Source organism: Campylobacter sp. CFSAN093233, from assembly GCF_011068165.1.
Taxonomy (GTDB): domain Bacteria; phylum Campylobacterota; class Campylobacteria; order Campylobacterales; family Campylobacteraceae; genus Campylobacter_D; species Campylobacter_D jejuni.
In genome coordinates, this window is sequence record NZ_JAAMWY010000006.1 from 142800 (window position 1) to 164893 (window position 22094).

Below are 22094 nucleotides of genomic sequence, written 5' to 3' on the forward strand. Positions count from 1 at the left end.
AAAGCTAATTAACTAAAATTAAAAAATGAAAAGAAATTTAGAAATCAAAGAACTTTTTTTAAAACATTTTGACAAGCCTGTAACAGAGCTTAAATTTTCAAATTTATATGAGCTTTTAGTCTGCGTAATGCTTTCAGCCCAATGCACTGATAAAAGAGTTAATCTCATCACTCCTGATCTTTTTAAAGCTTATCCTGATATTAAATCCCTTGCAAATGCAAATTTATCAAGTCTTAAAACCTATATACAAACTTGTTCATTTTTTAATAATAAAGCACAAAATCTTATAAAAATGGCAAAAGCAGTTTGTGAAAATTTTGACGGAGAAATTCCCCTTGATGAACAAAATTTAAAATCCTTAGCAGGCGTAGGACAAAAAACCGCTCATGTAGTTTTAATAGAATGGTGCGGAGCAAATTTCATGGCTGTAGATACTCATGTTTTTAGAGTTTCTCACCGCTTAGGACTTAGCAAAGCAAAAACTCCAGAAGCTACAGAAGAAGATTTAACACGCACATTTAAAGATAATCTTAACTATCTTCATCAAGCCATGGTTCTTTTTGGACGTTACACCTGTAAAGCTAAAAAACCTTTATGTAAAGAATGCTTTTTAAATCATCTTTGCAAAAGTAAAGATAAGGAACTTAAATGAAAATTTTCATCTTTTTACTCACTATATCTCTTAATATTTTTGCCTTAGAACCTTACAAGCCTAGTGCTGATTTTTCTTCTTATTTTAACAATATAAATTGCTCGCAAATCTTAGATAAGTTTTTTTATCTAAATTGCTATGATTATAAACTCAAAGGCACAAAAGCTGTTGCTTATAAGGTAGAAGCTTCAAATTTGAAAGATAGACAAATCAAAAAACGCCCTCGCTTTGAAGATGATACAAATATTCCTAAAAAATACCGCACTACTTGGAGTAATTATAAAAACAGTGGTTACACACGAGGACACACTGCGCCTAATGCTTCTTTTAGCTTTAGTAAAGCTGCTCAAAATTCAGTATTTTTAATGAGTAATATTACCCCACAAAATGCACAAATAAATAATAAAATTTGGAATGAAATCGAACAAAGAGAAAGAAATTTAGCTTTAGAATTTCAAAGTATCGAAGTTTTAAATTTAGTACTTTACGATAAAGAACCACAATACATTAAAAACCGTATTGCTATACCAAGTTTTTATGTGAAAATTATTAAAACTCCGAAATTTAAAGAATGCTATCAAGCACCAAACCACGAAGTAAATGATGAAAATATTAAACAGTATCAAATAAATTGTGATAAATTTTAAGGTATAAATTATGGAGATAAATGCTCTTACGATAACCACTCTTTATATCATAGGTATTTCCGCAGAAGGAATGACAGGAGCTTTAGCTGCAGGACGCCACAAAATGGATCTTTTTGGAGTTATTTTTATTGCTCTCGTAACAGCAATTGGAGGCGGAAGCATACGAGATGTGCTTTTAGGACATTATCCTTTAACTTGGGTTAAACATCCTGAATATATTATTTTAATCTGTTTTTGCGCCCTTGTAGCCACAAAAATTCCGCGCGTAGTAACCAAACTTGAAACTTTATTTCTAACTCTTGATGCTATAGGACTTGTTGTTTTTAGCATACTTGGAGCTCAAATAGCTATAGATCAAAACCATGGCTTTATCATAGCCGTTGCTGCCGCTGTAATTACCGGTGTTTTTGGTGGAATTTTAAGAGATATTTTATGTATGAGAATCCCCTTGGTGTTTCAAAAAGAAATTTATGCAGGAATTGCCATAATTGCAGGAGCAATCTATTATTCTCTAATAATTTGGCTTGAGCTTAATGCCCTAGTTTGCACACTTTTAACTCTTTTTATAGGAGTTTTTGCAAGGCTTTTAGCTATCAAATATCGATGGTCTTTACCTATTTTTTCTTACAATGAAGAAAAATAATTTATCGTTGCTTTATACAAGTTTGCTAAGATATTAAAAATTTTAGGAGATTGATAAATGCGAAGACTAAGTATTTTACTTGCAATTTTAATAGTTATTAATATAACAGCTTGTGATAGTAAAACAGAAAATTACTACAAAAATCTTCCTAGCGAAGCAAAAGAAAAAGCAAAAGAAAAAGCAAAAGAAAAAGCGAAAGAAAAAGCGAAAGAAAAAGCGAAAGAATGCAAAGAAAGCGGAACTCTTAGCGAAGATTGTATTAATGCATTAAAAGTTGGTGTTAAATCAACAAATGAAGAGGGTAAATACAGTCCAAACACACCGAAAAAATCTGATAATCAAATATTAGAAGCTTTAAAACAAAATGATTTAAAAAAAGAAAAAACCACAAAAGATATTAACCAAAGTTCAGAAAATAATGAAAGTATTATAATACCACCTATAGCAGAAACACCTTCTGAAATTTATCCTTCCAAAACAACAGAAAACAATCAAAGTTCTATCTTTAGCGATGATGTTAATATGACACAGGAAAAATGACCATGAAAATAACTCTTTTTTTAAGCCTTATTGGTATATTTTTTGCAGCATGCGAACAAACCAAAAGTGTAGAATATTATCAAAATCACCCCGAGGAAGCAAAAAAAAGAAGTTTAGAATGCAGACACAAAGCTATCATTAGTCAAGATTGTGTTAATGCATATAAGATAGGTTTCCCAAAAGATGAATGGGAAGATGAAAATATTTCTAATCCTTAAAAGCTATGAAAGTTTCAAAATTTGCCCATTTAAAAATACTTTCTATTTTCTTAAAACCTGCCTTTTCTAGCATATTTAAATTTTCTTTTTGACTATAAGGAATTAAAACATTTTCCAAAGCTTCTCTTTTAGCTGCGATTTCAAACTTAGAATAGCCTTGTTTTTCTTTATAATCAGCATAAAGTTCTATGATATTTTTAGACAAAAAAGCATCTTCATAAAGGATTTTTTCACTCATAATCAAAATGCCTTTAGAGTTTAAATTTTTATAAATTTGATCAAGCAATTCTTGTCTTTTAGGAGGACGAATAAACTGCATGGTATAATTTGCTACAAAAACATCGCAAGTAAAAAAATCAAATTCGCATAAATTAGCTTCAAAAAAACTTATATCAAGCCCATAAGCTTTAGCTTTTGATTTTGCAACTTCAAGCATGGAAGCAGAATTATCCACGCCAAAAAGTTTAAAATCCTTTCTTAGATTTGCCAAAAAAATCAAAAAATTAGCACTTGAGCAGCCCAAATCGCAAACACTTGCATTTGTAGGTAAAATTTTAGCCAATAAATTGCCACAAAGTTCTAAATTTTCTCTATAAAATGGTACAGAACGATTGATCATATCATCAAAAACACTAGCCACGCTTTTATCAAATTCAAATTGTTTTTTAGGGTTTTGTTTAAAAAGTTCATCTTTCATCATTTTTCCTTAATAATTCTCTAGCCTGTTCTATATCTTTAGTAATTTGATTTTTAAGTTTTTTTAGATCTTGAAATTTTTGATTCTCTCTTAGAAAAGATATAAACTCGAGTTCAAAAAACTCTCCTTGCATGAAATTTTCACCCAATTCTTCTAAAATATGACTTTCTATAGCAAAATTTTCATCGCTTGATCTTACACCTAAAAAACTCACACTTTTATAAGTTTTTCTTTGACTTTTTAACAAAGTAGCGTAAACACCATTTTGAGGCAAAAAATAACCTTCGCAATCTAAATTTATAGTTGCAAAAAGTTCTTTAGAACCTAAGCCTTGTCCTTTAATTACCTTTCCTTTGATGCTATAATTTCTCCCTAAAAATTCTTTTGCTTTTTGCAAATTTGCTCTTGATAAAAAATCCTTAATTAAACTTGCATGAACACCTATTCCACCTATGCTAAATTCATCAACTATTATAGTTTTTATCCCACTTAAAAACTCAATATCTTTAGCACTATAAGCCCTATTTTTCCCAAAAGAAAAATCATAACCCACGACTATAAATTTTAAACTGGTAAATTCTTTTTTCAAAAAGCTTAAAAAATCTTTACCATCTAAAGATTTTATACTTTCAAAATCCACTTCTATAACTTTTTTTCCTGAAATTTCTTCTTTTTGACGATTTGAACAAAGAAATTGACCTTTAAATTTATTAATAACTAGCAAAGCCCCATTCTCATCTAAATATTTTACAAGTTTTAGATGTCCTAAATGCATACCATCAAAACAACCTATGGCTAAAGAAGTAATATTAATTTTTGATATAGTAGTAAAAATATTCAACATTACCTTCCTTTCCTTTAATGCTTGATTTTTGCGTATTTTTTAAAAGCCAACCTAACTTAGCACATTCTTTTTCAAAATCCATTCTTGCTTTTAAGATTGCCTTGTCATCTTTTAAAACACCTTTTTTATCTCTTTTGATATTTTTTCCCACTTCAAACTGAGGTTTAAAAAGTAAAATAATTTCCTTTAAAGCTAAATTATCGACATAATAAAGTAAATTAATAAGAGAAATAAAACTCACATCACAAGTAACAAGTTCAAATTTTTCTTCACTTTTAAAGGCTCTAAGATCTGTATTTTCATGCAAGATAATTTTTTCATTTGCTCTTAAACTTGGATGGAGTTGATTACTACCCACATCAAGAGCAGTGATTTTTAAAGCCTGATTTTCAAGTAAAATTTGAACAAAACCGCCCGTACTAGATCCTATATCAAGACAATTTTTATGTTTTATTTCAATATCATTTTCTTCTAAAAATTTTTTTAATTTCAAAGCTGCTCTTGAAACATAAATTTCACTTAAAAGATCCAATTTTAACTCATTGGCTAAAAGTATATCTTCAGGATTTAAATCTTGCGTTTTTTTTAAATTTTCTAAAAAATTTTTTACATCAAAAGAAGCTTTAAAACTCTTACCATTAAGTAAAATCTCTTCATTTTCTATAAGCTCTAAGGCTTTATTTCTACTGATATTTAAACGCTTTGAAACAAAAAAATCAAATCTCATTTTAAACTCTCATTTATTCTTTTTTCTAAGTCTTCTTTTTCTTTAGAAAACCACCAAATACCTATTTCAAAAGCATTTTTTTTAAAAATTTCTCTAAGATCTTTAAGATCTTTTTCAAAAAGATCTTTTTCTTTTTGAATTAAACTTAAGTTATTATCTTTTAAAAAATTAAAATTATTCATCCATAAAAGTATTTGCTCTTGTTCGGATTTTAAGGCATTATTTCTTTGCTCTTTTAAAAAATAATTTCCTAAAACCATGATAAAACATAAAAATAAAACAATTATTTTTATCTTTATTTTCAAAACAAAATTAAAAACAAAAGCCAAAAGAGAACAAAACATAAAAAAATTAAAAAAATCAAAAATAAAATTTAAAGCCCTAAACCCCAAATATCCAAAATAAGAAAAAATAAAAAATTTTAAATTTGAAACAAAATGTAAAAATTCAGATAAAAAATCAAAATAAACAAAAGAAGCACTCTTATAGGCAATGATTTTCCTAGAAAAAAGTTCTAAATTTAAAAGTTCATTGTAAGTAAAAAAAAGCCCATAAAATGCATAAAATAAAGCAGTAAAAAAACTAGCGATAACAACTATTCTAAAATCATTATAAGCATTATCTATAAATTGCAAATGCAATTCTTTTTTTAAAAATATCATCAATAAAGGTAAAATTATAAATATAAAAACAAAATCAATTTTTTCAAGATTTAAAAAATTTAAAAATAAAGAAACAAGTCCAAAAATCGCCAAAAAAAAGCTAAAAATATAAAGATAAAAATCCCCCATACTAATACGATAAAACAAACTTCCCTTAATCAAAGTAGCTTCTTTTATAATATTTTTTCTAAGCTTTAAAAATAAAAAGAATTCCCAAAAAAGTGTTAAAAAAATAGGAATTAAAAAAAATAAAGAAAAAGCACTCCTTTGCCAAGTTAGCAAAAAGCCAAAAAGGCTTAAAAGCGTTAAAATATAAGAACTATTCTTTAACAAGCTCATTAAAAGCACTTTCATTTATACATTTTACTTCAAGCTCTTTAGCCTTGCTAAGTTTAGAACCTGCCTCTTCTCCAAAAAGCACATAGTCAGTCTTTTTAGAAACAGAGCCGCTTACCTTACCCCCAAGCTTTTCTATCAAAGCCTTAAACTCATCTCTTGGGCGTGAAAGAGTGCCTGTAATCACAAAAGTTTTACCAAAAATCACACCATCGCTTTTGATTTCAAGTTTTTCTATTTTCAAATTTAAAAGCTTGTAAAACTCATCAATTCTTGTGCGATTAACACGCGTAAATTCGCAAAGACTTAAAGCCATTTGCTCTCCAAAACCTTCTAAATTGGCATAAGCTTCAAAGCTTTGCTTGTACCACTCTTTACCAAAACTTAAACTTAATTTTTTAGCCGCAACCTCGCCAATATGCTCTATTCCTAAAGCTGTGATAAAACGAAAAAGCTCACATTCTCTTGCTTGTTCTATGGCATTTAAAAGATTGTTAATTTTCTTTTCTTTAAAGCCTTCCAAACCTTCAAAATCATTAAATTTTAAATGAAAAATACTCTCAAGCGTAGTGATTTTTTTGTGCTTGTATAAAAGTTCTACTATATTTTCTCCCAGTCCGTCGATATTAAGACATTTTTTAGAAACAAAATGAATGATAGAATTTACAAGTCTATCTTCACAATCTATATTTTGACATTTTATTAAAGTTCCTTCATCCAAAAGCTCACTTTGGCAAGTAGGACAAAGCTTAGGGCGTGAAATTTCCATCTCTAAACCTTCTCTACGCTCTTTAAAAACCTTAGTGATTTTAGGGATAACATCGCCACTTCTTATCACGCTTACAAAATCATTGATTTTAACATCAAGTCTTGCAATTTCATCAAAATTATGAAGGGTGGCTGATTTTACTACAACCCCATCTAAATTTACAGGTTCTAAAACCGCCACAGGAGTGATCACTCCACTTCTTCCTACTTGTAAATTTACCCCTATTAAACGCGTGGTTTTTTCAAGCGCAGGAAATTTAAAAGCTGCCATAAATTTTGGAAATTTTACCGTATAGCCTAATTCTTCACAAAGTGCAAGATCATCAACTCTTACCACCATTCCATCCATCATCATAGGTTTTTTTTCTCTTAGAACTAAAAGCTCATCATAAGCTTTTAAAACTTCGTCTAAATTAGCGCAAAGTCTTACAAAATCATCCTTTAAAAAACCAAGCTCTCTGATAAATTGCATCACCTCGCTGTGTTTGGTGAAATTTAAGGTATTTTCCCCTACTCCCCAAGGATAAAATTTCAAATTTCTTTCTTTAGTGATGCTTGTATCAAGCTGCCTTAAACTCCCACTTGCAGCATTGCGTGGATTGGCAAATAAACTTTGATTTAAAAGGGCTCTTTTTTCGTTGATTTTCTCAAAATCATCTTTTAAAATCACCACTTCTCCACGAATTTCTATCCTTTCTTTATAGGCTATATTTTTAGGTATATTTTCTATCTCAAAAACATTAAGCGTTATATCCTCACCCACTTCGCCATCGCCCCTAGTGGCGCCGCTTACTAATTTACCATTTTCATAAAGCAAATTTAAACTCGCTCCATCAAATTTAGGCTCTATAAAAAAGTTTTTTTCACATTTTGCGCGTTTTGCCCAAGCTCTAAGCTCACTCTCATCAAACACATCTTCCATCGACCACATACGCTTTAAATGAGCTATTTTTTTAAACTCGCTTTGTATAGTAGGAGCTATTTTTTGCGTTGGAGAGTCTTTTGAAATTTCATCTTTATTTTGTTCTTCAAAAACTCTTAATTCTCTGATTAAAGCATCGTATTCTTCATCGCTAGCCAAGGGTTCATCTTTTTCATAATATGCCCTCATCCACAAATTAGCTAAAGCAACTTTTTCTAAATACTCTTCTTTTTTCATCTAAACTCCTATATTATCCATTGCCTGCGCTAAAGCAAAAAGTTGTTTATGCTCATATAAATCATGCACTCTTATAATACTAGCACCATTTTCAAAAGCCTTTAAATGCAAATATAAAGTTCCCGCTAAACGATCTTTAATCTCGCTTTGAAAATACGCATTAATCACACTTTTACGACTCGCACCTATAAGTAAAGGTTTATTAAATTGCAAAAAATGTTCTAAGTGTTTGATTAAAATCATATTATGCCCCGCACTCTTTCCAAAACCAATACCTACATCTAAAATACTTTCTTTTACTCCAAAACTTTCTAAAAGCTCAAGTTTTTCTTTAAAAAACAAAGTCATCTCATCAAGCAAATCTTCATAAAAAGGATTATCTTGCATGTTATTTGGATTGTTTTGCATGTGCATTAAGCAATATTTTGCCCCATATTTACTTGCAAGTTTGGCTAGATTAAGATTTCTTAAACTTGTAATATCATTAATGAGTTTAAAACCCTTATTTAAAGCATATTCTAGACAATATTCATCAAAACTATCTAAACTAAAAATTGCTTGTTCGTAATAATTTTTCTCATAAATTAAGTCAAGTACTTTTTTCAGTCTTTTAAATTCCTCTTCCTTGCCACAATACTCACTCCCAGGTCTTGAACTTACCGCACCTATATCGATATATTCAGGCTTTAAAGCAAGAAAGTCATTAAGCCTTTTTTCAAAGTCTTCTTCACTCACACGACTTTTTGCATTAAAACTGTCTTCATTGACATTAATCACTGCCATAAGCTCGGCTTTTTTCTGTTTTAAAAAATCTTTTTGCAAAAAAAGAGCCAAATTTTTAAGTCCAAAATCTTGAAGTTTTTCTTTGACAACAAGCTTTTGAATTTGCTCTTTACTTGCCATTAAAAGCGCATTTGAATGAGTGATTTTTGCAGTAATTACTTCTTTATGAGTAATAAGTTCAGCTCCTACTCTTAAAGCATCTTGTTTTAAAATATTTGCCGCAGGAGTAGAAATATCTTTGATAAAAATAAAATGAATTTTTGTTTTTTCACTCATGATCTTTTGTCCCATTTTATGAGGGTTTATGAAAGAACAAAGCAAATTAAAATCGGTGTTTGGATTGATTTTAAAAAATTTCATTTTATTTCTTTGTATAGTAATTTAATAAAAGAGTAGCTAAAAGCACCCCGCTTTTAGAATTTAATTTTGCAAGCTCATAACTTTCATAAAAAAACTCTAATTCTTCAGCGTTAAAATCTTTATATTTCACACATTCTTTAGCAAGCAATGCGATTTGATCCATAAGTTCATTTTTATCCAAATTTTCATTTTTTTGCAAAAAATCAAAAAGCATTCTTAAATCCATTCTTTTAAGATCTAAATCAAGTTTTTTAACTTCCTTTTCAACTTTTCTTTTTTCACAAATAAGACGTGATTTTATAGTAGGTAAAAGTAAATTTTTAGAAGGTATCACAATAAGAAATTTAATATTTTTTGGAGGTTCTTCAAGGAGTTTAAGTAAAAAATTTTGTGCTTCTATCCTATAAGAATCCGCCATTAAAACAATAATTTTTTCTTCAGTTTCTGCGATATAGCTTTCTTTTTCAACCGCTCTTGCATCATCAAGTAAAAATTCATTTTGTGGTATAAAAAATCTTAATTTTTTAATACCAAAATTATTAATCATTTCTTCCTTAATACCTAAAAAATCTTCACTGATAATAATCTTACTAATAAACAAAATATTTATCCTAATTGCACCTTGGAAAATAATATTGCATCCAAACTTACATCAAAAAGTTGATATAAACTAATAAGCTTGATATCCAAGTCTTTATCTTTAGAATTTAAATAAAAACTATCTTGTAACTGCTCATCAAAAAGCCACAATAAACTATCATCTCTTGATTTAGCGATTAAAGATTTATTATCAGAAGCACTTCCTATATAAAAATATACATAACCATTAGGAAAAGAAATGTCAAGCAAGTCATTAAGTAAAGCTATATCTTCTGAACTTTGTAGTTTCTTCTTACATAAAGAATTTAACGACACAAAAGGGAGCATGGGACGAGTGGCTTTTGAATTTATATTTTTTAAAAAATACTCTTCATACCAAGATCTTTGTTCATCACACATTAATACAAAAGTGCGTCCTTCTAAAAGATATTTAAGTCTTGCAGCCATCAAAGGAGCCCATTCTAAACGACGCGACTCCAACCATGCCATAAAAGCTCCGCCATTGCGAATATTTTCAAGAGTAAAACTTAAAAAATCACTCATTTATTTATCAAGTCCGTAGCACTCATGTAGTGCTCTAACTGCAAGTTCTCCGTATTTTTCATGAACTATCATTGAAATTTTTATTTCACTAGTAGAAATCATACCGATATTAATCCCCTCATCAGCTAAAGCTTTAAAAGCTTTACTTGCCACTCCTGAATGTGATTTCATACCTACGCCGACTATAGAAACTTTTACTACAGCACTATCACTTTCTATAGTTGTTTTTGAGCTTAAAATTTTTTGCATAGCATTTTTGGCTAATTCAAGTTCATTTTGAGGAACCGTAAAACCCAAATTTGTAGCACCATCAACTCCAACATTTTGTATAATCATATCTACATTAATATTTTCATTTGCTAAAACAGAAAAAATTTCAGCTGCGATTCCAGGCTTATCTTCTATATTTCTTAAAGTCACTCTTGCTTGATTTTTATCCAAAGCAATACCACTTACTAAAGCTTGTTCCATTCCATCTTCCTTTGTTATCATTGTTCCTTCGTTATTGTTAAAACTACTTCTAGTTACTAAATTAACATTTAATTTTTTTGCAAGCTCTACAGAGCGATTTTGCAAAACTTTTGCACCTAAACTTGCAAGTTCAAGCATTTCTTCATAAGAAATTTTATCCAATTTCTTTGCCTTTGGTTCAATTCTTGGATCTGTTGTATAAACCCCATCAACATCAGTATAAATTTCACACAAATCCGCATTTAAAGCACCTGCTACCGCCACAGCACTTAAATCGCTTCCACCACGCCCTAAGGTAGTTACATTACCTTCCTCATCTACACCTTGAAAACCTGCTATAACGACTATTTTACCATTTTGAAGTTCTGATTTTATCGCTTTTGTATCAATATGATGAATTCTTGCCTTTGTAAAAACACTATCTGTAATAATTCCTGCTTTTCTCCCAGAAAATGATATAGCAGGACAACCCTTTTCATTTAAGGCGATAGAAAGTAAAGCGCTTGTTACACGCTCTCCGCTGCTTAAAAGCATATCCATATCTTTACCATTAGGAGTTTTACTAAAATATTCAGCTTGCTCAATAAGAGTATTTGTCACCCCACTCATTGCAGATACTACAACAACAAGTTGATTACCCTGTTGCGCACTTTGGATAACCCTATTGGCTACTGCTTCGATACGCTCAAGTGTTCCAACGCTTGTTCCACCATATTTTTGAACTATAAGCATTTTAGATATAACCTTTCTTTTCAAAATATTTGATCACTTTAACATAAATATTTTTTTTGAAATGATTAATCATTTCAAAAATTTGTTTAACACTCACAAATTGATAATCATCAAATTCGGGATGCTTGGTATTAATATTGATTGTAACACCGTGTTTTAAACGCACTAAAAAATATTTTTGAATCTGCCCATCATAAGGATACATTTTTTTAACAATTTTACTCGGAAAATCATAACTCAACCATTCTGGATACTCGGCAATGATTTCAACCTCATCAGTGCCTATTTCTTCTTTTAGTTCTCTAAATAAAGCGTTTTTGACACTTTCACCTTTATCAATACCTCCTTGTGGAAATTGCCAAATATTATCCATATCACTTCTTCTAGCTATAAAAATCTTACACTCAAAAGGATAAGAACTTGATAAAACAATAGCTGCAACATTTGGTCTATAATTTTTCTCGTTTTCCACAATATTGTTCCTTAAATCTCAAGGATATAATTTTAACCTAAATCAAATCAAATTTTTATTAAAATACATTAAAAATTTAATAAAATATTTTAGGGTTTTTATGCATTTTTATATCCATATTCCATTTTGTGAAAGCAAATGTAATTATTGCGCTTTTACAAGTTTGAAAAAAAATGATTATGAAAAAGCCTATTTTAAGGCTTTAAAAGAAGATATTATTTTTCAATTAAAACAATTTAACATTCAATCAAATCAAATTAAAACCTTATTCATAGGCGGAGGAACACCAAGTTGTGTTAATGCGTATAATTATGAAGATATTTTTAAAATTTTATATCCCTTACTAGATAAAAATGTAGAAATTTCATGCGAAGCTAATCCCAACTCAGCAACATTAAATTGGCTTAAAAATATGAAAAATCTAGGAGTTAATCGCATTTCTTTTGGAGTTCAAAGTTTTCATCCTAAAAAACTTCACTTTCTTGGAAGAATTCACAATCAAGAAATGATTATCAAAACATTAGAAAACGCAAATAAAGTAGGTTTTAAAAATATCAATTTAGATCTTATTTATGATACGAAATTAGACAATAAAAAAATGCTTGAATTTGAACTCTTACACTTAAAACAAATCAAGGATTTAATCACACACCTTAGTGCTTATAATTTAACCATAGAATCAAACACAGCCTTTGCTAAAAAAGAACATTTCAAAAAAAATGCTCCTAATTTAATGAAATTTTTCATCAAACAACTTCTAGAGCTTGACTTTTTTCAATATGAAATCAGTAATTTTTCAAAAACCAAAGCCCAAATTTGCAAACATAATCTTGCTTATTGGCAAGGAAAAAACTACCTAGCTTGTGGATTAAGTGCGGTAGGATTTTATGAAAATAAACGTTTTTATGCAGCAAAAAATTTAAAAAATTACATAGAAAATCCCACTTTTAGATCTATAGAGCAACTAAGTTCCAAAGACTTGAATTTAGAGCACCTATTTTTAGGACTTAGAAGTATAGTAGGGATTGATGAAACAAAACTCAATCAATGGCAAAAAGACAAAATAAATATATTATTAAAAGAAAAAAAACTTTTTTACAAAAATAAAAGATATTTTAATCCTAATTTTCTCATTAGCGATGAACTTACTTTATATCTCTCATCTTAAATTTAAGTTTTTTAAGTAAAATATTTATTTAAAATATCAAATCAAAGAGTAATGATTAATGAGTTTTGGTGAAATTATAGTTATTTTAGTTGTAGCGATTTTAGTCTTAGGACCTGATAAACTTCCAGAAGCTATAGTACAAATAGCAAAAATTCTAAAGGCTGTAAAACGCAACATAGATGATGCAAAATCAAGCATAGAAAAAGAAATACGCATCAATGACTTAAAAGAAGAAGCTAAGAAATACAAAGATGAATTTTCAAGCACTAATGAAAATATACGCAAAAAACTCAGCTTTGAAGAATTTGATGACCTTAAGAGAGATATTTTAGATAAAACAAAGGTAGATTTAACCTTTGATAGCAGAGATGATAAAGTAAAAAATAACCTTAGCGGACAAAATTTAAATACAGAAGAAAAACCAAATCTTAGCAAATTAGAAACACAAGATAAAAACGGAAAAATAAATGTTTGAAGAATTAAGACCTCATTTAATAGAACTTAGAAAACGCCTTTTTATAAGCGTTGCTTGCATTGTAGTTATGTTTATTGTATGTTTTGCTCTACGAAGCTATATCTTAGATATTCTAAAAGCTCCACTTATAGCTGTTTTACCAGAAGTAGCCAAACATGTAAATATAATTGAAGTACAAGAAGCCTTATTTACCGCAATGAAGGTTAGTTTTTTTGCAGCCTTTATCTTTTCTCTACCTGTAATTTTTTGGCAATTTTGGAAATTTGTAGCTCCAGGACTTTATGATAATGAAAAACGCCTTGTGGTGCCTTTTGTTAGCTTTGCGAGCATTATGTTTGCCTTGGGGGCTTGTTTTTGCTATTTTGTTGTAGTGCCTTTGGCTTTTAAATTTTTGATTAATTTTGGTTTAAATGAAGATTTTAATCCTGTAATTACCATAGGAACTTATGTAGATTTTTTTACAAAAGTTGTTGTGGCTTTTGGCTTAGCTTTTGAAATGCCTGTAATTGCCTTTTTCTTTGCTAAAGTCGGACTTATAGATGATAGTTTTTTAAAACGCCATTTTCGCATAGCTGTTTTAGTTATTTTTGTTTTTTCAGCCTTTATGACTCCACCTGATGTTTTATCTCAATTTTTAATGGCAGGACCACTTTGCGGACTTTATGGACTTTCTATTTTAATTGTTCAAAAGGTAAATCCTGCTCCAAAAGATAAAGAAAGTGATGAATAAAGACTTACTTCTTTCAAGCTATGATTACACTCTAGCTAATGAACTCATAGCCAACTATCCTACAAATCCAAAAGAAGATGCTAGGCTTTTGGTTTTTGATCGCAAAAACAAAGAAATTTTTCATACTACTTTTAAAAATTTACAAGACTTTTTACCCAACTGCGCGATTTTTTTCAATGATACCAAAGTTATTAAAGCAAGAATTTATGGCAATAAAGCAAGCGGAGGAAAAATAGAGCTTTTCTTGCATCAACCTTTTTTAAATTCTCACAATCCGCTTTTTCTAGCTCAAATTAAAGGGCGCATTAAAAAAGATGAAATCTTATATTTTAAAGAGGATTTAAAAGTACGCGTTGTAGAACTTTTAAATGATGGTCTTCGAAAAGTTCAATTTTTTCAAAATGATAAAACCTTAGACACCTCAAATCTTTACAACCTGCTTGACAAGATAGGACATATACCCTTGCCTCCTTATATTAAAAGGGAGGATGAAAAAAGTGATTTGAAAGATTATCAAAGTATCTTTGCAAAAAATTTAGGCGCAGTGGCTGCTCCGACTGCAAGTTTACATTTTAGTGAGACTATGCTTGAAAATTTAAGAAAAAAACACGAAATTTATCATTTAACCTTGCATGTAGGAGCTGGAACCTTTAAAAGCGTGGAATGTGAAAATATACAAGAGCATAAAATGCATAGCGAATTTTTTAATATTCCGCAGCAAGCATGTGAAATTATAGATTCTAAACAAGCTATTTTAGGCGTAGGAACAACGGTAACAAGAACCATAGAATATTATACAAGAACTAAAACAAAAAATGGTTTTTGTGATCTTTTTTTACACCCGCAAAATCCACCTATAAGACAAAATCATCTTTTAACCAATTTTCATTTACCAAAATCTACTCTTATCATGCTAGTTTCAGCTTTTATCGGTAGAGAACAGTGTTTAAAACTTTATGAACTCGCCATAAAAGAAAAATATCGCTTTTACTCTTATGGCGATGCGATGCTAATCTTGTGATTTTTCTTTAAAATTTATTGCTATTTTAGCTTGAAGTTTTAGCCAATCTTTTTGAAGCATGATAGGAAAACCTCCATAAACACGCCCGCCTTCTAAATTTTTACTCACACCGCCTCTTGCAGCTATAGTGCTAAAATCGCCTATTTTTAAATGTCCACTCGTTGCACTTTGACCACCCATAATAACATTGCGTCCTAACTCACTTGAACCTGAAATTCCAGTTTGTGCCACAATGATACAATTTTGACCTATATTGCAATTATGTCCGATTTGAACTAGATTATCTACCTTAGTACCTGCTTTGATAATAGTACTATCAAAAACTGCTCTATCTATAGTTGTACAAGCCCCCACTTCTACAAAATCTTCTAAAACCACGTTGCCATTATGATAAATTTTATAATGTTCGCCGTTTTTATTGTGCGCATAACCAAAACCGTCACTTCCTATTACACAATTAGCAAGCAGATGACATTTTTTACCGATTTTAGTATCATTATAAATCACTACATTAGGATGAATAATACTCTCATCACCAATGCTGACATTATCGCCTATATAAGCTCCTGCCATAATGATTACATTTTCACCGATATTTACATTATCACCTATATAAACATTAGGCATGATTCTTGCGCTTTTTGCGATATTTTGTACTTTTTCTTTAGCTGTGCTTATCAAAGGTTTAGCAAAAAGCTTGCTTAAAAAAGCAAAACTCAAATGTGGACTTTGAGTAATCAAAGCTTTAGTATCTTTAGGTACTAAATTTTCATATTCTTTAGATACTAAAATAGCAGCAGCTCCTGTGTGAGGTATATCTTTGGTATTTTTCTCACCATCACAATAAGTAAGCTCTGTAAAATTTGCTTTCAATAAAGAATTTAAAGCACTGATTTCTATATCCTCGCCTTTATATTCCAAGCTTAAAAATTCTGCTATTTCACTTAATTTCATTTAATCTCCATCAAAACAGATCCACTGCGAACTATATCACTAGGATTGTATTTTTTAATTGTTTTTAAAAAATTATCAATGCGATTTGCATCATCAGCAACCATTAAAAACAAAAAATTCTCATTGCTATTTGCAATAGTACCATTATAAGCTTTCAAAACGGCATCAAGTCCACCTAAATTTTCATTTAAAGGAATTTTCACCAAAGCCATTTCTTTGTCAATAAATTCTTCACTTTCTATCACTTTATAAGTAGGAATGAGCTTATGAAGTTGTTTGACTATCTGCTCAAAAGTTCTTTCATTTCCTGAGGTGACTATATTAATACGAGAAAATTCTTTATTTTCCAAAGGCGCTACTGTAAGCGAGTCAATATTATAACCTCTTCCTGAAAAAAGTCCTACTATACGAGATAAAACCCCATGCTCATTTAAAACAATTACTGATAAAACCCTTCTCATTGTCTATCCTTTGCCTTTGGTAAAATCATATTATAAATCGCACCTCCTGCAGGCACCATAGGTAAAACATCTTCAAAGCGATCAATTTTTACATTTAAAAGAGAGGTTTTATCACTTTTTAAAGCTTGGCTAAAAGCTTGAATGAATTCTTCTTTGCTTGAAATTTCATAACCTTCACAACCAAAACCTTGAGCAATTTTGATAAAATCAGGCTGAGTGCTTAAATCAGTTTGTGAAAAATGCTCTTTATAAAACATACTTTGCCATTGTCTTACCATACCTAAAAAGGCATTATTTAAAATAATATTTATAGTTTTTATACCATACTCATAAGCAGTCATAAGCTCTTGGATATTCATTAAAACCGATCCATCACCTACGAAATTAATCACCACTTCTTCACCCACGGCAAGCTTTGCACCCAAAGCAGCAGGTAAAGAATATCCCATAGTTCCTTGCCCTCCACTTGTTGCAAGTTGTCTTGGATAATTAAAAGGATAAAACTGTGCCACCCACATTTGATGCTGACCCACATCGGTAATAATCCTTGCATCTGGAGCCATTTTCGCACATTCTTCAATCACCCATTGCGGTTTTAAAATCTCATTGCTATCTTCATAAGAAAGCGGATAAAGTTCATTATAACGCTTTAAAGTTTCGTGCCATTCTTTAAAAGTTGTGTTGAAATTTTCCTTTTTAAGCTCTTCTAAAAGCTCTTTAAGAACTTCTTTAATATCTCCTACTATAGGATAATGCGCATTGATAATCTTTGAAATAGAACTAGGATCAATATCAACATGAACTATAGTCGCATGTTTAGCAAATTCACTTGTTTTTCCTGTAATCCTATCATCAAATCTCGCTCCTACACTCACAAGCAAATCACACTCACTTAAAGCCATATTAGCAGCATAGCTTCCATGCATGCCTGCCATTTTAAGATTAAAAACATCATCACTTCTTAAAGTTCCAAGCGCCATCAAAGTTTCAACTGCTGGAATTTTTGTAAATTTTATAAGCTCTCTGATTTGCTCGCTTGCATTAGAACTGATGCAACCTCCACCTAAGTAAAACAAAGGTCTTTTTGCTTCTTTTAAAAGCTCTGCAAATTTTTTAATTTGCTTTGAGTTACCCTTATAAACGGGCTTATAAGTCTTCATGGAAATTTCTTTAGAGTATTCCCAAAGTCCCAAAGTTGCACTTACGTCTTTTGGCACATCTATATGCACAGGCCCAGGTCTACCACTTCTTGCTATATAAAAAGCCTCTTTTAAAATGCGTGGAAACTCTTCTATACAAGTAACTAAATAATTATGCTTTACACAAGGTCTTGAAATGCCTACTGCATCAATTTCTTGAAAAGCATCTGTACCAATAAGAGAATTTGCCACCTGCCCTGAAATCAACACCAAAGGGATAGAATCGCTATAAGCCGTAGCTAGACCTGTAATAGTATTTGTAAAACCTGGTCCGCTTGTAACTATAGCTACACCCACTTCTCCGCTCATTCTTGCGTAAGCATCAGCAGCATGCAAAGCCGCTTGTTCATGACGCACTAAAATATGTTTAAAATACTTTTGATTGTAAATTTCATCATAAATATTAAGCGCAGCGCCTCCAGGATAACCAAAAACAATTTTAACATTTTCTTCTTTTAAAGCCTCGCAAATCATTGCCGAACCGCTTAACTCTTTCATAATAACACTCCAAAAAATTATTGTAAAAGCTCTTTAAGTGCTAAATTAAGTCTTTTGCCATCAACACTCGCACCTAATTTTATTTTAGCTTCTTTCATTACCAAACCTTGTTCTTTTAGTGAACTTACGCCCAATTCTTCTATAAGTTGTTTTAAGGCTAAAGTTAACTCCTCATCACTTAGTTGTTTAGGCAGATAAATTTCAAAAAGACTTATTTCATTTTGTTCTTTTTGTGCTAAATCTTCACGATTTGCCTTAAGATAAAGTTCGATTGCGTCTTTGCGTTTTTTGATTTCACTTGCAATGATTTTATAAATTCTTTCATTATCCAACTCTATTCTTTCATCCACTTCTATTTGCTTAAAAGCTGCATTTAGAGTTCTTAAACTATCTCTTTTAAAATCATCTTTTTGTTTCATTGCCTCTTTGATATCGTTTAAAATTTGTTCTTTTAAAGTCATTTTTTTCCTTTTTAGTTAAAATTACAAGCTTTAAGATTTAAACCAAAACCTTCTAAGCCTATATAGTCTTTATCACAACTTTGAGATAAAAGTTTAATTTCTTCTATACCAAAATATCTTAAAATCTGTGCTCCTATACCATAGTTTTTGTATTGAGTAGTACTGGATTTTTCTCCTTGCATGAAAACTATAACGCCACCATTTTCACTAAGAAATTTGATTTGCTCTAAAAGTTTTGAAAATTTATCTGAAGTTAAAAGCTCAAAATCACTACCACTGATATGAAATTTAACATTTTCACATTTTTTGATATCTTTAAAGCAAAAAGCTATGTGTTGGGTTTGATTATGATCACTAAAGATAAATTTTTCTGCTTTAAAGCCTGCTAAAACACTTTGACTTTTTTCTTCAAGCTTAATAAGGCTTTCATGTTTTAGGCGATATTCTATAAGATCGCTTACGGCTATCATATTTAAATCATGTTTTTGGCAAAAAATTTCTAGATCTTCTCTTCTTGCCATATCTCCATTATCTTTTACAATTTCACAAATCACACAAGCACCTTTTAATCCTGCTAATTTACAAAGATCAACCGTGCCTTCTGTATGACCTGTGCGTTCTAAAACCCCACCTTTTTTTGCGATTAAAGGATTGATATGTCCTGGTCTTACAAAATCACTCGCTTTAGCATTATCATCGGCAAAAATTTGTATAGTCATATTTCTTTCATAGGCGCTAACTCCCGTTGTAGCATCTTTTGCATCTACGGTTATAGTAAAAGCAGTTTCGTGGTTTGAAGTATTTTTAGGCACCATTAAAGGAAGTTCAAATTTTTTTGCCAAAGTTTCATCTAAGGCTACACAAACCACACCACGAGCTTCTTTTATCATGAAATTTACTTTTTCTTGAGTGCTAAATTGCGCAGGAAAGATTAAATCGCCTTCATTTTCTCTATCTTCTGCATCTACCATAACAAGCATTTTTCCTGCTTGTAAATCCTTAATCGCTTGTTCTACGCTAACAAATTTCATTTTTATTTCCTCAAAATTTTTAAAATTATAACTTAAATTGCTTGACAAATAAATTAAAATTCATTATAATCACACTTTTAAAAAATATTTATTGGGGTATCGCCAAGCGGTAAGGCAACAGGTTTTGGTCCTGTCATTCAGGGGTTCGAATCCCTTTACCCCATCCACTTCTTATTTTATATTTCAAAGATCTTATATGCCGCGAAGTAGAGCAGTGGTTAGCTCGTCGGGCTCATAACCCGAAGGTCGGGAGTTCAAATCTCCCCTTCGCAACCAGTTATGGATTTAAAATAAATTTTATTTAGATAGATTGTTTAAATAACTTTTTAAAATATTCTCCAGCCGTGTTTTCAGTTCTATAGGAGCTAGAATTTTTATATAGGGGATCCACTGTTTAACCAAATGTAAAATTTCATCTTCATAGGAAACTTGAGTGCTTAAAGTATAGCTTGTTTCATCTTCATCAATGATTTGACAATTGCTTAGTATTTCTTTTCTAAAAAAATATTCCTTAGCATTTTTATCAAGCTTTAAAATCACTTCTTTGCTTTCTCCAAGCCAGATATTAGGATCATTTTGGATTTGTTCCTCAAGTTTTTCATCGGGGATAAAATTTTCATTTTTAGTGTGAAGTTTTGAAATTTTATCTAAATTAAAATGTTTTAATTTATCGTTTTCATCCCCTAAAAGATACCAAATTCCCTTGTAATTTACGAGTTTGTAAGGTTTGATTTGGCGTTCTTTTTCCTTATAGAAAAAATTTAATACATTGTGTTTGAGTATAGCCACACTAAGATCTTTAAAAAGCTCATAATCCACCTTTTGAAAACCTTCATTTTTTACCATCAAAACTTTATTTACCCTATGGCTTAAAAGATCAACTATAAAGCCTTGATCGAGTTTTGGATAAAGCTCAGCAATGCCACTTAAGGTGGCGAAATTCTGTATATCTTTAAAGCTTAATTTTTCCAAAGCAAAGCTTTCTAAAACATATCTTCCATTTTCTTTTTTAATAGGCATAAAAGTAAGTCTTTCGTTAAGATCCCTTTGTATGGTTCTTGTATCGACATTAAACTCTTGTGCAAGCTCTTGGGCGCTTAGACTTTCCCCATTGTTAAATTTTGATAAAATCTGCACCAAGCGTATGCTTAATTTGTCGTATTCTTTCATGAAATTTCCTTGTGGGTTAAAATTCTTTTTAACAAACTTACGCCTTCTATGCCTAAAATTTCATTTCTAAGTTTTTTGACTTCATTTAAACTTGGGGCTTTTGCATGAACGGCTTCATTACGGATTTCTTGAATGATAGTAAGACTTTTTGAAAAAGGATAATTGATAAATTGAGTTAAACTTTTTCCTAAATGATATTGGATATTTTCATGTCTGAGTAGAAATTTAATACTTCCAAGATTGGGTTTTTGGGTAAAAAAATCTTTAAGTATAAAAGATTTGCCTTGGACATTATAAGTTAAATCATAAAGGCTAAGATCTTTCATACAAGCTTTTAAAAGAACTTTTTTGGCAAAAGCGTAAATTTCATATTCTAAGGTTTTGGAGTATTTGACTACAATGCTTGTAAAATCATTTAAAAGATCGTTTTCGCTTTGTAAAAGCTCTAATTCTGCATGAATGATATTGCTTATGCTATCAGGGTGCAAGAGATAAAAAATCCTTTTGCCAAAAACAAAGCGTATGAAATTTTCTTGCATGGCTAGGTATTCTTTGCTTTTATACACGCTTAGATAATGCTTTTCATCTCCTAAAAAATAAAAACACTCTTCTTTTAATCTCACAGGCAAAGGATAGGTGTAATTATTGCCATAAATGGCATAGGTGTGATCGTTTGGGGTGATGAAATTGGCTAAAAATTTATCTCTTAAAAGACTAAAATCTTCCCTGACTAATTCTCTTAAATCACTGATGATAAAAAAGTCTTCCACTTCTAAATTTTTTTCTTTATAATAACTAGGAATCAAACTTTCATCGACATTTTTAGAAATTTTTACCACCTTAGCGACAAATAAATTAGCATAATCGCTTAAAAAAAGTTGCAAGAAATTTTCTTCATTTGTACTTTGGTAAATTTCTTCTAAGAAATTTTGCTTTTCTTGATCGTTGAGTTTTGATTTGATTTTGCCAAAGGCAACTTGGGATTTTTCTTGTAAAATACTTAAATGTTGCTTGATGACATCTTCTTGATAGTAGGGATTATAAAGGATTAAAAGGTGGTTCATGCTTTGCC

At 30.4% G+C, this 22094-nt stretch carries 26 protein-coding genes and 2 tRNA genes; 11 read left to right on the forward strand and 17 right to left on the reverse strand.

The window, feature by feature from the left end; genetic code table 11:
* Positions 1 to 25: 25 nt before the first annotated feature.
* Genes nth through FBF15_RS05185 form a run of 5 tightly spaced genes read left to right on the forward strand, consistent with a single transcriptional unit; the run spans position 26 to position 2700 of the window.
* The gene (gene nth, locus FBF15_RS05165; RefSeq protein WP_002852225.1) at positions 26 to 652 is read left to right on the forward strand and encodes an endonuclease III; all 627 of its coding nucleotides are present in this window, start codon (positions 26 to 28) and stop codon (positions 650 to 652) included.
* Positions 649 to 1299 carry a DNA/RNA non-specific endonuclease gene (locus FBF15_RS05170; RefSeq protein WP_002852117.1) on the forward strand — a complete coding sequence of 217 codons (651 nt, stop codon included), beginning with the start codon at positions 649 to 651 and terminating at the stop codon, positions 1297 to 1299. The genes nth and FBF15_RS05170 overlap by 4 nt, the downstream gene beginning before the upstream one ends.
* Before the next feature lie 10 nt (positions 1300 to 1309).
* Positions 1310 to 1942 (forward strand): trimeric intracellular cation channel family protein, encoded by a 633-nt coding sequence (locus FBF15_RS05175; RefSeq protein WP_165434594.1) that lies wholly within the window; start codon positions 1310 to 1312, stop codon positions 1940 to 1942.
* A 57-nt stretch (positions 1943 to 1999) separates the two neighbouring features.
* A complete protein-coding gene (locus tag FBF15_RS05180; RefSeq protein WP_165434595.1) occupies positions 2000 to 2482 on the forward strand; it encodes a hypothetical protein in 483 nt (160 codons plus the stop codon).
* On the forward strand, positions 2479 to 2700 hold the full coding sequence (locus FBF15_RS05185) for an EexN family lipoprotein (RefSeq protein WP_002859102.1): 222 nt from the start codon (positions 2479 to 2481) through the stop codon (positions 2698 to 2700). The genes FBF15_RS05180 and FBF15_RS05185 overlap by 4 nt, the downstream gene beginning before the upstream one ends.
* Here FBF15_RS05185 and cmoA read toward each other — a convergent pair.
* From cmoA to FBF15_RS05235, 10 genes are read right to left on the reverse strand one after another with little or no spacing between them, the layout of a single operon-like run.
* Positions 2690 to 3400, reverse strand: coding sequence for a carboxy-S-adenosyl-L-methionine synthase CmoA (gene cmoA / locus FBF15_RS05190; protein ID WP_072233193.1), 711 nt, complete (start codon positions 3398 to 3400; stop codon positions 2690 to 2692). The genes FBF15_RS05185 and cmoA overlap by 11 nt on opposite strands.
* Positions 3387 to 4241 carry a bifunctional riboflavin kinase/FAD synthetase gene (locus tag FBF15_RS05195; protein WP_002873780.1) on the reverse strand — a complete coding sequence of 285 codons (855 nt, stop codon included), beginning with the start codon at positions 4239 to 4241 and terminating at the stop codon, positions 3387 to 3389. The genes cmoA and FBF15_RS05195 overlap by 14 nt, the downstream gene beginning before the upstream one ends.
* Positions 4207 to 4968, reverse strand: a complete 762-nt coding sequence (locus FBF15_RS05200; protein ID WP_002854799.1) for a TlyA family RNA methyltransferase — start codon at positions 4966 to 4968, stop codon at positions 4207 to 4209. Before FBF15_RS05200 ends, FBF15_RS05195 begins: the two co-directional genes overlap by 35 nt.
* A complete protein-coding gene (locus FBF15_RS05205; protein WP_011049741.1) occupies positions 4965 to 5969 on the reverse strand; it encodes a membrane protein in 1005 nt (334 codons plus the stop codon). Before FBF15_RS05205 ends, FBF15_RS05200 begins: the two co-directional genes overlap by 4 nt.
* Positions 5950 to 7893: an NAD-dependent DNA ligase LigA gene (ligA, locus tag FBF15_RS05210; RefSeq protein WP_002908256.1), complete on the reverse strand. Its 1944-nt coding sequence runs from the start codon at positions 7891 to 7893 to the stop codon at positions 5950 to 5952. Before ligA ends, FBF15_RS05205 begins: the two co-directional genes overlap by 20 nt.
* Positions 7894 to 9036 carry a dihydropteroate synthase gene (gene folP / locus FBF15_RS05215; RefSeq protein WP_002867700.1) on the reverse strand — a complete coding sequence of 381 codons (1143 nt, stop codon included), beginning with the start codon at positions 9034 to 9036 and terminating at the stop codon, positions 7894 to 7896.
* Position 9037: 1 nt separating this feature from the next.
* Positions 9038 to 9637, reverse strand: a complete 600-nt coding sequence (locus tag FBF15_RS05220; RefSeq protein WP_002852167.1) for a DNA polymerase III subunit delta' — start codon at positions 9635 to 9637, stop codon at positions 9038 to 9040.
* Between the two features lie 5 nt (positions 9638 to 9642).
* A complete protein-coding gene (locus FBF15_RS05225) occupies positions 9643 to 10179 on the reverse strand; it encodes a HobA family DNA replication regulator (RefSeq protein WP_165434596.1) in 537 nt (178 codons plus the stop codon).
* The gene (locus tag FBF15_RS05230) at positions 10180 to 11382 is read right to left on the reverse strand and encodes an aspartate kinase (protein ID WP_002852266.1); all 1203 of its coding nucleotides are present in this window, start codon (positions 11380 to 11382) and stop codon (positions 10180 to 10182) included.
* A gap of 1 nt (position 11383) precedes the next feature.
* Entirely contained in the window at positions 11384 to 11854 is a 471-nt protein-coding gene (locus FBF15_RS05235) for an RNA pyrophosphohydrolase (RefSeq protein ID WP_014516726.1), read from the reverse strand.
* 100 nt (positions 11855 to 11954) lie between these two features.
* Between FBF15_RS05235 and hemW the strand changes: the two genes are divergently transcribed.
* From hemW to queA, 4 genes are read left to right on the forward strand one after another with little or no spacing between them, the layout of a single operon-like run.
* The gene (gene hemW, locus FBF15_RS05240; protein ID WP_038816740.1) at positions 11955 to 13022 is read left to right on the forward strand and encodes a radical SAM family heme chaperone HemW; all 1068 of its coding nucleotides are present in this window, start codon (positions 11955 to 11957) and stop codon (positions 13020 to 13022) included.
* A gap of 58 nt (positions 13023 to 13080) precedes the next feature.
* Complete coding sequence (gene tatB, locus FBF15_RS05245) at positions 13081 to 13497, forward strand: Sec-independent protein translocase protein TatB (RefSeq protein ID WP_002852097.1); 417 nt, start codon at positions 13081 to 13083, stop codon at positions 13495 to 13497.
* Entirely contained in the window at positions 13490 to 14227 is a 738-nt protein-coding gene (gene tatC, locus FBF15_RS05250; protein ID WP_165434597.1) for a twin-arginine translocase subunit TatC, read from the forward strand. Before tatB ends, tatC begins: the two co-directional genes overlap by 8 nt.
* Positions 14220 to 15248 carry a tRNA preQ1(34) S-adenosylmethionine ribosyltransferase-isomerase QueA gene (queA, locus tag FBF15_RS05255; protein WP_002852279.1) on the forward strand — a complete coding sequence of 343 codons (1029 nt, stop codon included), beginning with the start codon at positions 14220 to 14222 and terminating at the stop codon, positions 15246 to 15248. The genes tatC and queA overlap by 8 nt, the downstream gene beginning before the upstream one ends.
* Here queA and lpxD read toward each other — a convergent pair.
* From lpxD to FBF15_RS05280, 5 genes are read right to left on the reverse strand one after another with little or no spacing between them, the layout of a single operon-like run.
* A complete protein-coding gene (gene lpxD / locus FBF15_RS05260; protein ID WP_002852180.1) occupies positions 15237 to 16202 on the reverse strand; it encodes a UDP-3-O-(3-hydroxymyristoyl)glucosamine N-acyltransferase in 966 nt (321 codons plus the stop codon). The genes queA and lpxD overlap by 12 nt on opposite strands.
* Positions 16199 to 16663 carry an acetolactate synthase small subunit gene (ilvN, locus tag FBF15_RS05265; protein ID WP_002852211.1) on the reverse strand — a complete coding sequence of 155 codons (465 nt, stop codon included), beginning with the start codon at positions 16661 to 16663 and terminating at the stop codon, positions 16199 to 16201. The genes lpxD and ilvN overlap by 4 nt, the downstream gene beginning before the upstream one ends.
* Entirely contained in the window at positions 16660 to 18360 is a 1701-nt protein-coding gene (locus FBF15_RS05270) for an acetolactate synthase large subunit (protein ID WP_002867695.1), read from the reverse strand. Before FBF15_RS05270 ends, ilvN begins: the two co-directional genes overlap by 4 nt.
* 17 nt (positions 18361 to 18377) lie before the next feature.
* Positions 18378 to 18821, reverse strand: a complete 444-nt coding sequence (locus FBF15_RS05275) for a GatB/YqeY domain-containing protein (protein ID WP_002852081.1) — start codon at positions 18819 to 18821, stop codon at positions 18378 to 18380.
* An 11-nt stretch (positions 18822 to 18832) separates the two neighbouring features.
* Positions 18833 to 19852 (reverse strand): bifunctional 3,4-dihydroxy-2-butanone 4-phosphate synthase/GTP cyclohydrolase II, encoded by a 1020-nt coding sequence (locus tag FBF15_RS05280; protein ID WP_002852104.1) that lies wholly within the window; start codon positions 19850 to 19852, stop codon positions 18833 to 18835.
* Positions 19853 to 19944: 92 nt separating this feature from the next.
* Here FBF15_RS05280 and FBF15_RS05285 point away from each other — a divergent pair.
* Both FBF15_RS05285 and FBF15_RS05290 read left to right on the forward strand, forming a co-directional pair.
* A tRNA-Gln gene (locus FBF15_RS05285) sits at positions 19945 to 20019 on the forward strand.
* Between the two features lie 33 nt (positions 20020 to 20052).
* A tRNA-Met gene (locus FBF15_RS05290) sits at positions 20053 to 20128 on the forward strand.
* A gap of 21 nt (positions 20129 to 20149) precedes the next feature.
* Here FBF15_RS05290 and FBF15_RS05295 read toward each other — a convergent pair.
* On the reverse strand, positions 20150 to 21022 hold the full coding sequence (locus FBF15_RS05295) for a YafY family protein (RefSeq protein ID WP_038816743.1): 873 nt from the start codon (positions 21020 to 21022) through the stop codon (positions 20150 to 20152).
* Positions 21019 to 22086: an HP0729 family protein gene (locus FBF15_RS05300; RefSeq protein WP_052774578.1), complete on the reverse strand. Its 1068-nt coding sequence runs from the start codon at positions 22084 to 22086 to the stop codon at positions 21019 to 21021. The genes FBF15_RS05295 and FBF15_RS05300 overlap by 4 nt, the downstream gene beginning before the upstream one ends.
* Positions 22087 to 22094: the final 8 nt, after the last annotated feature.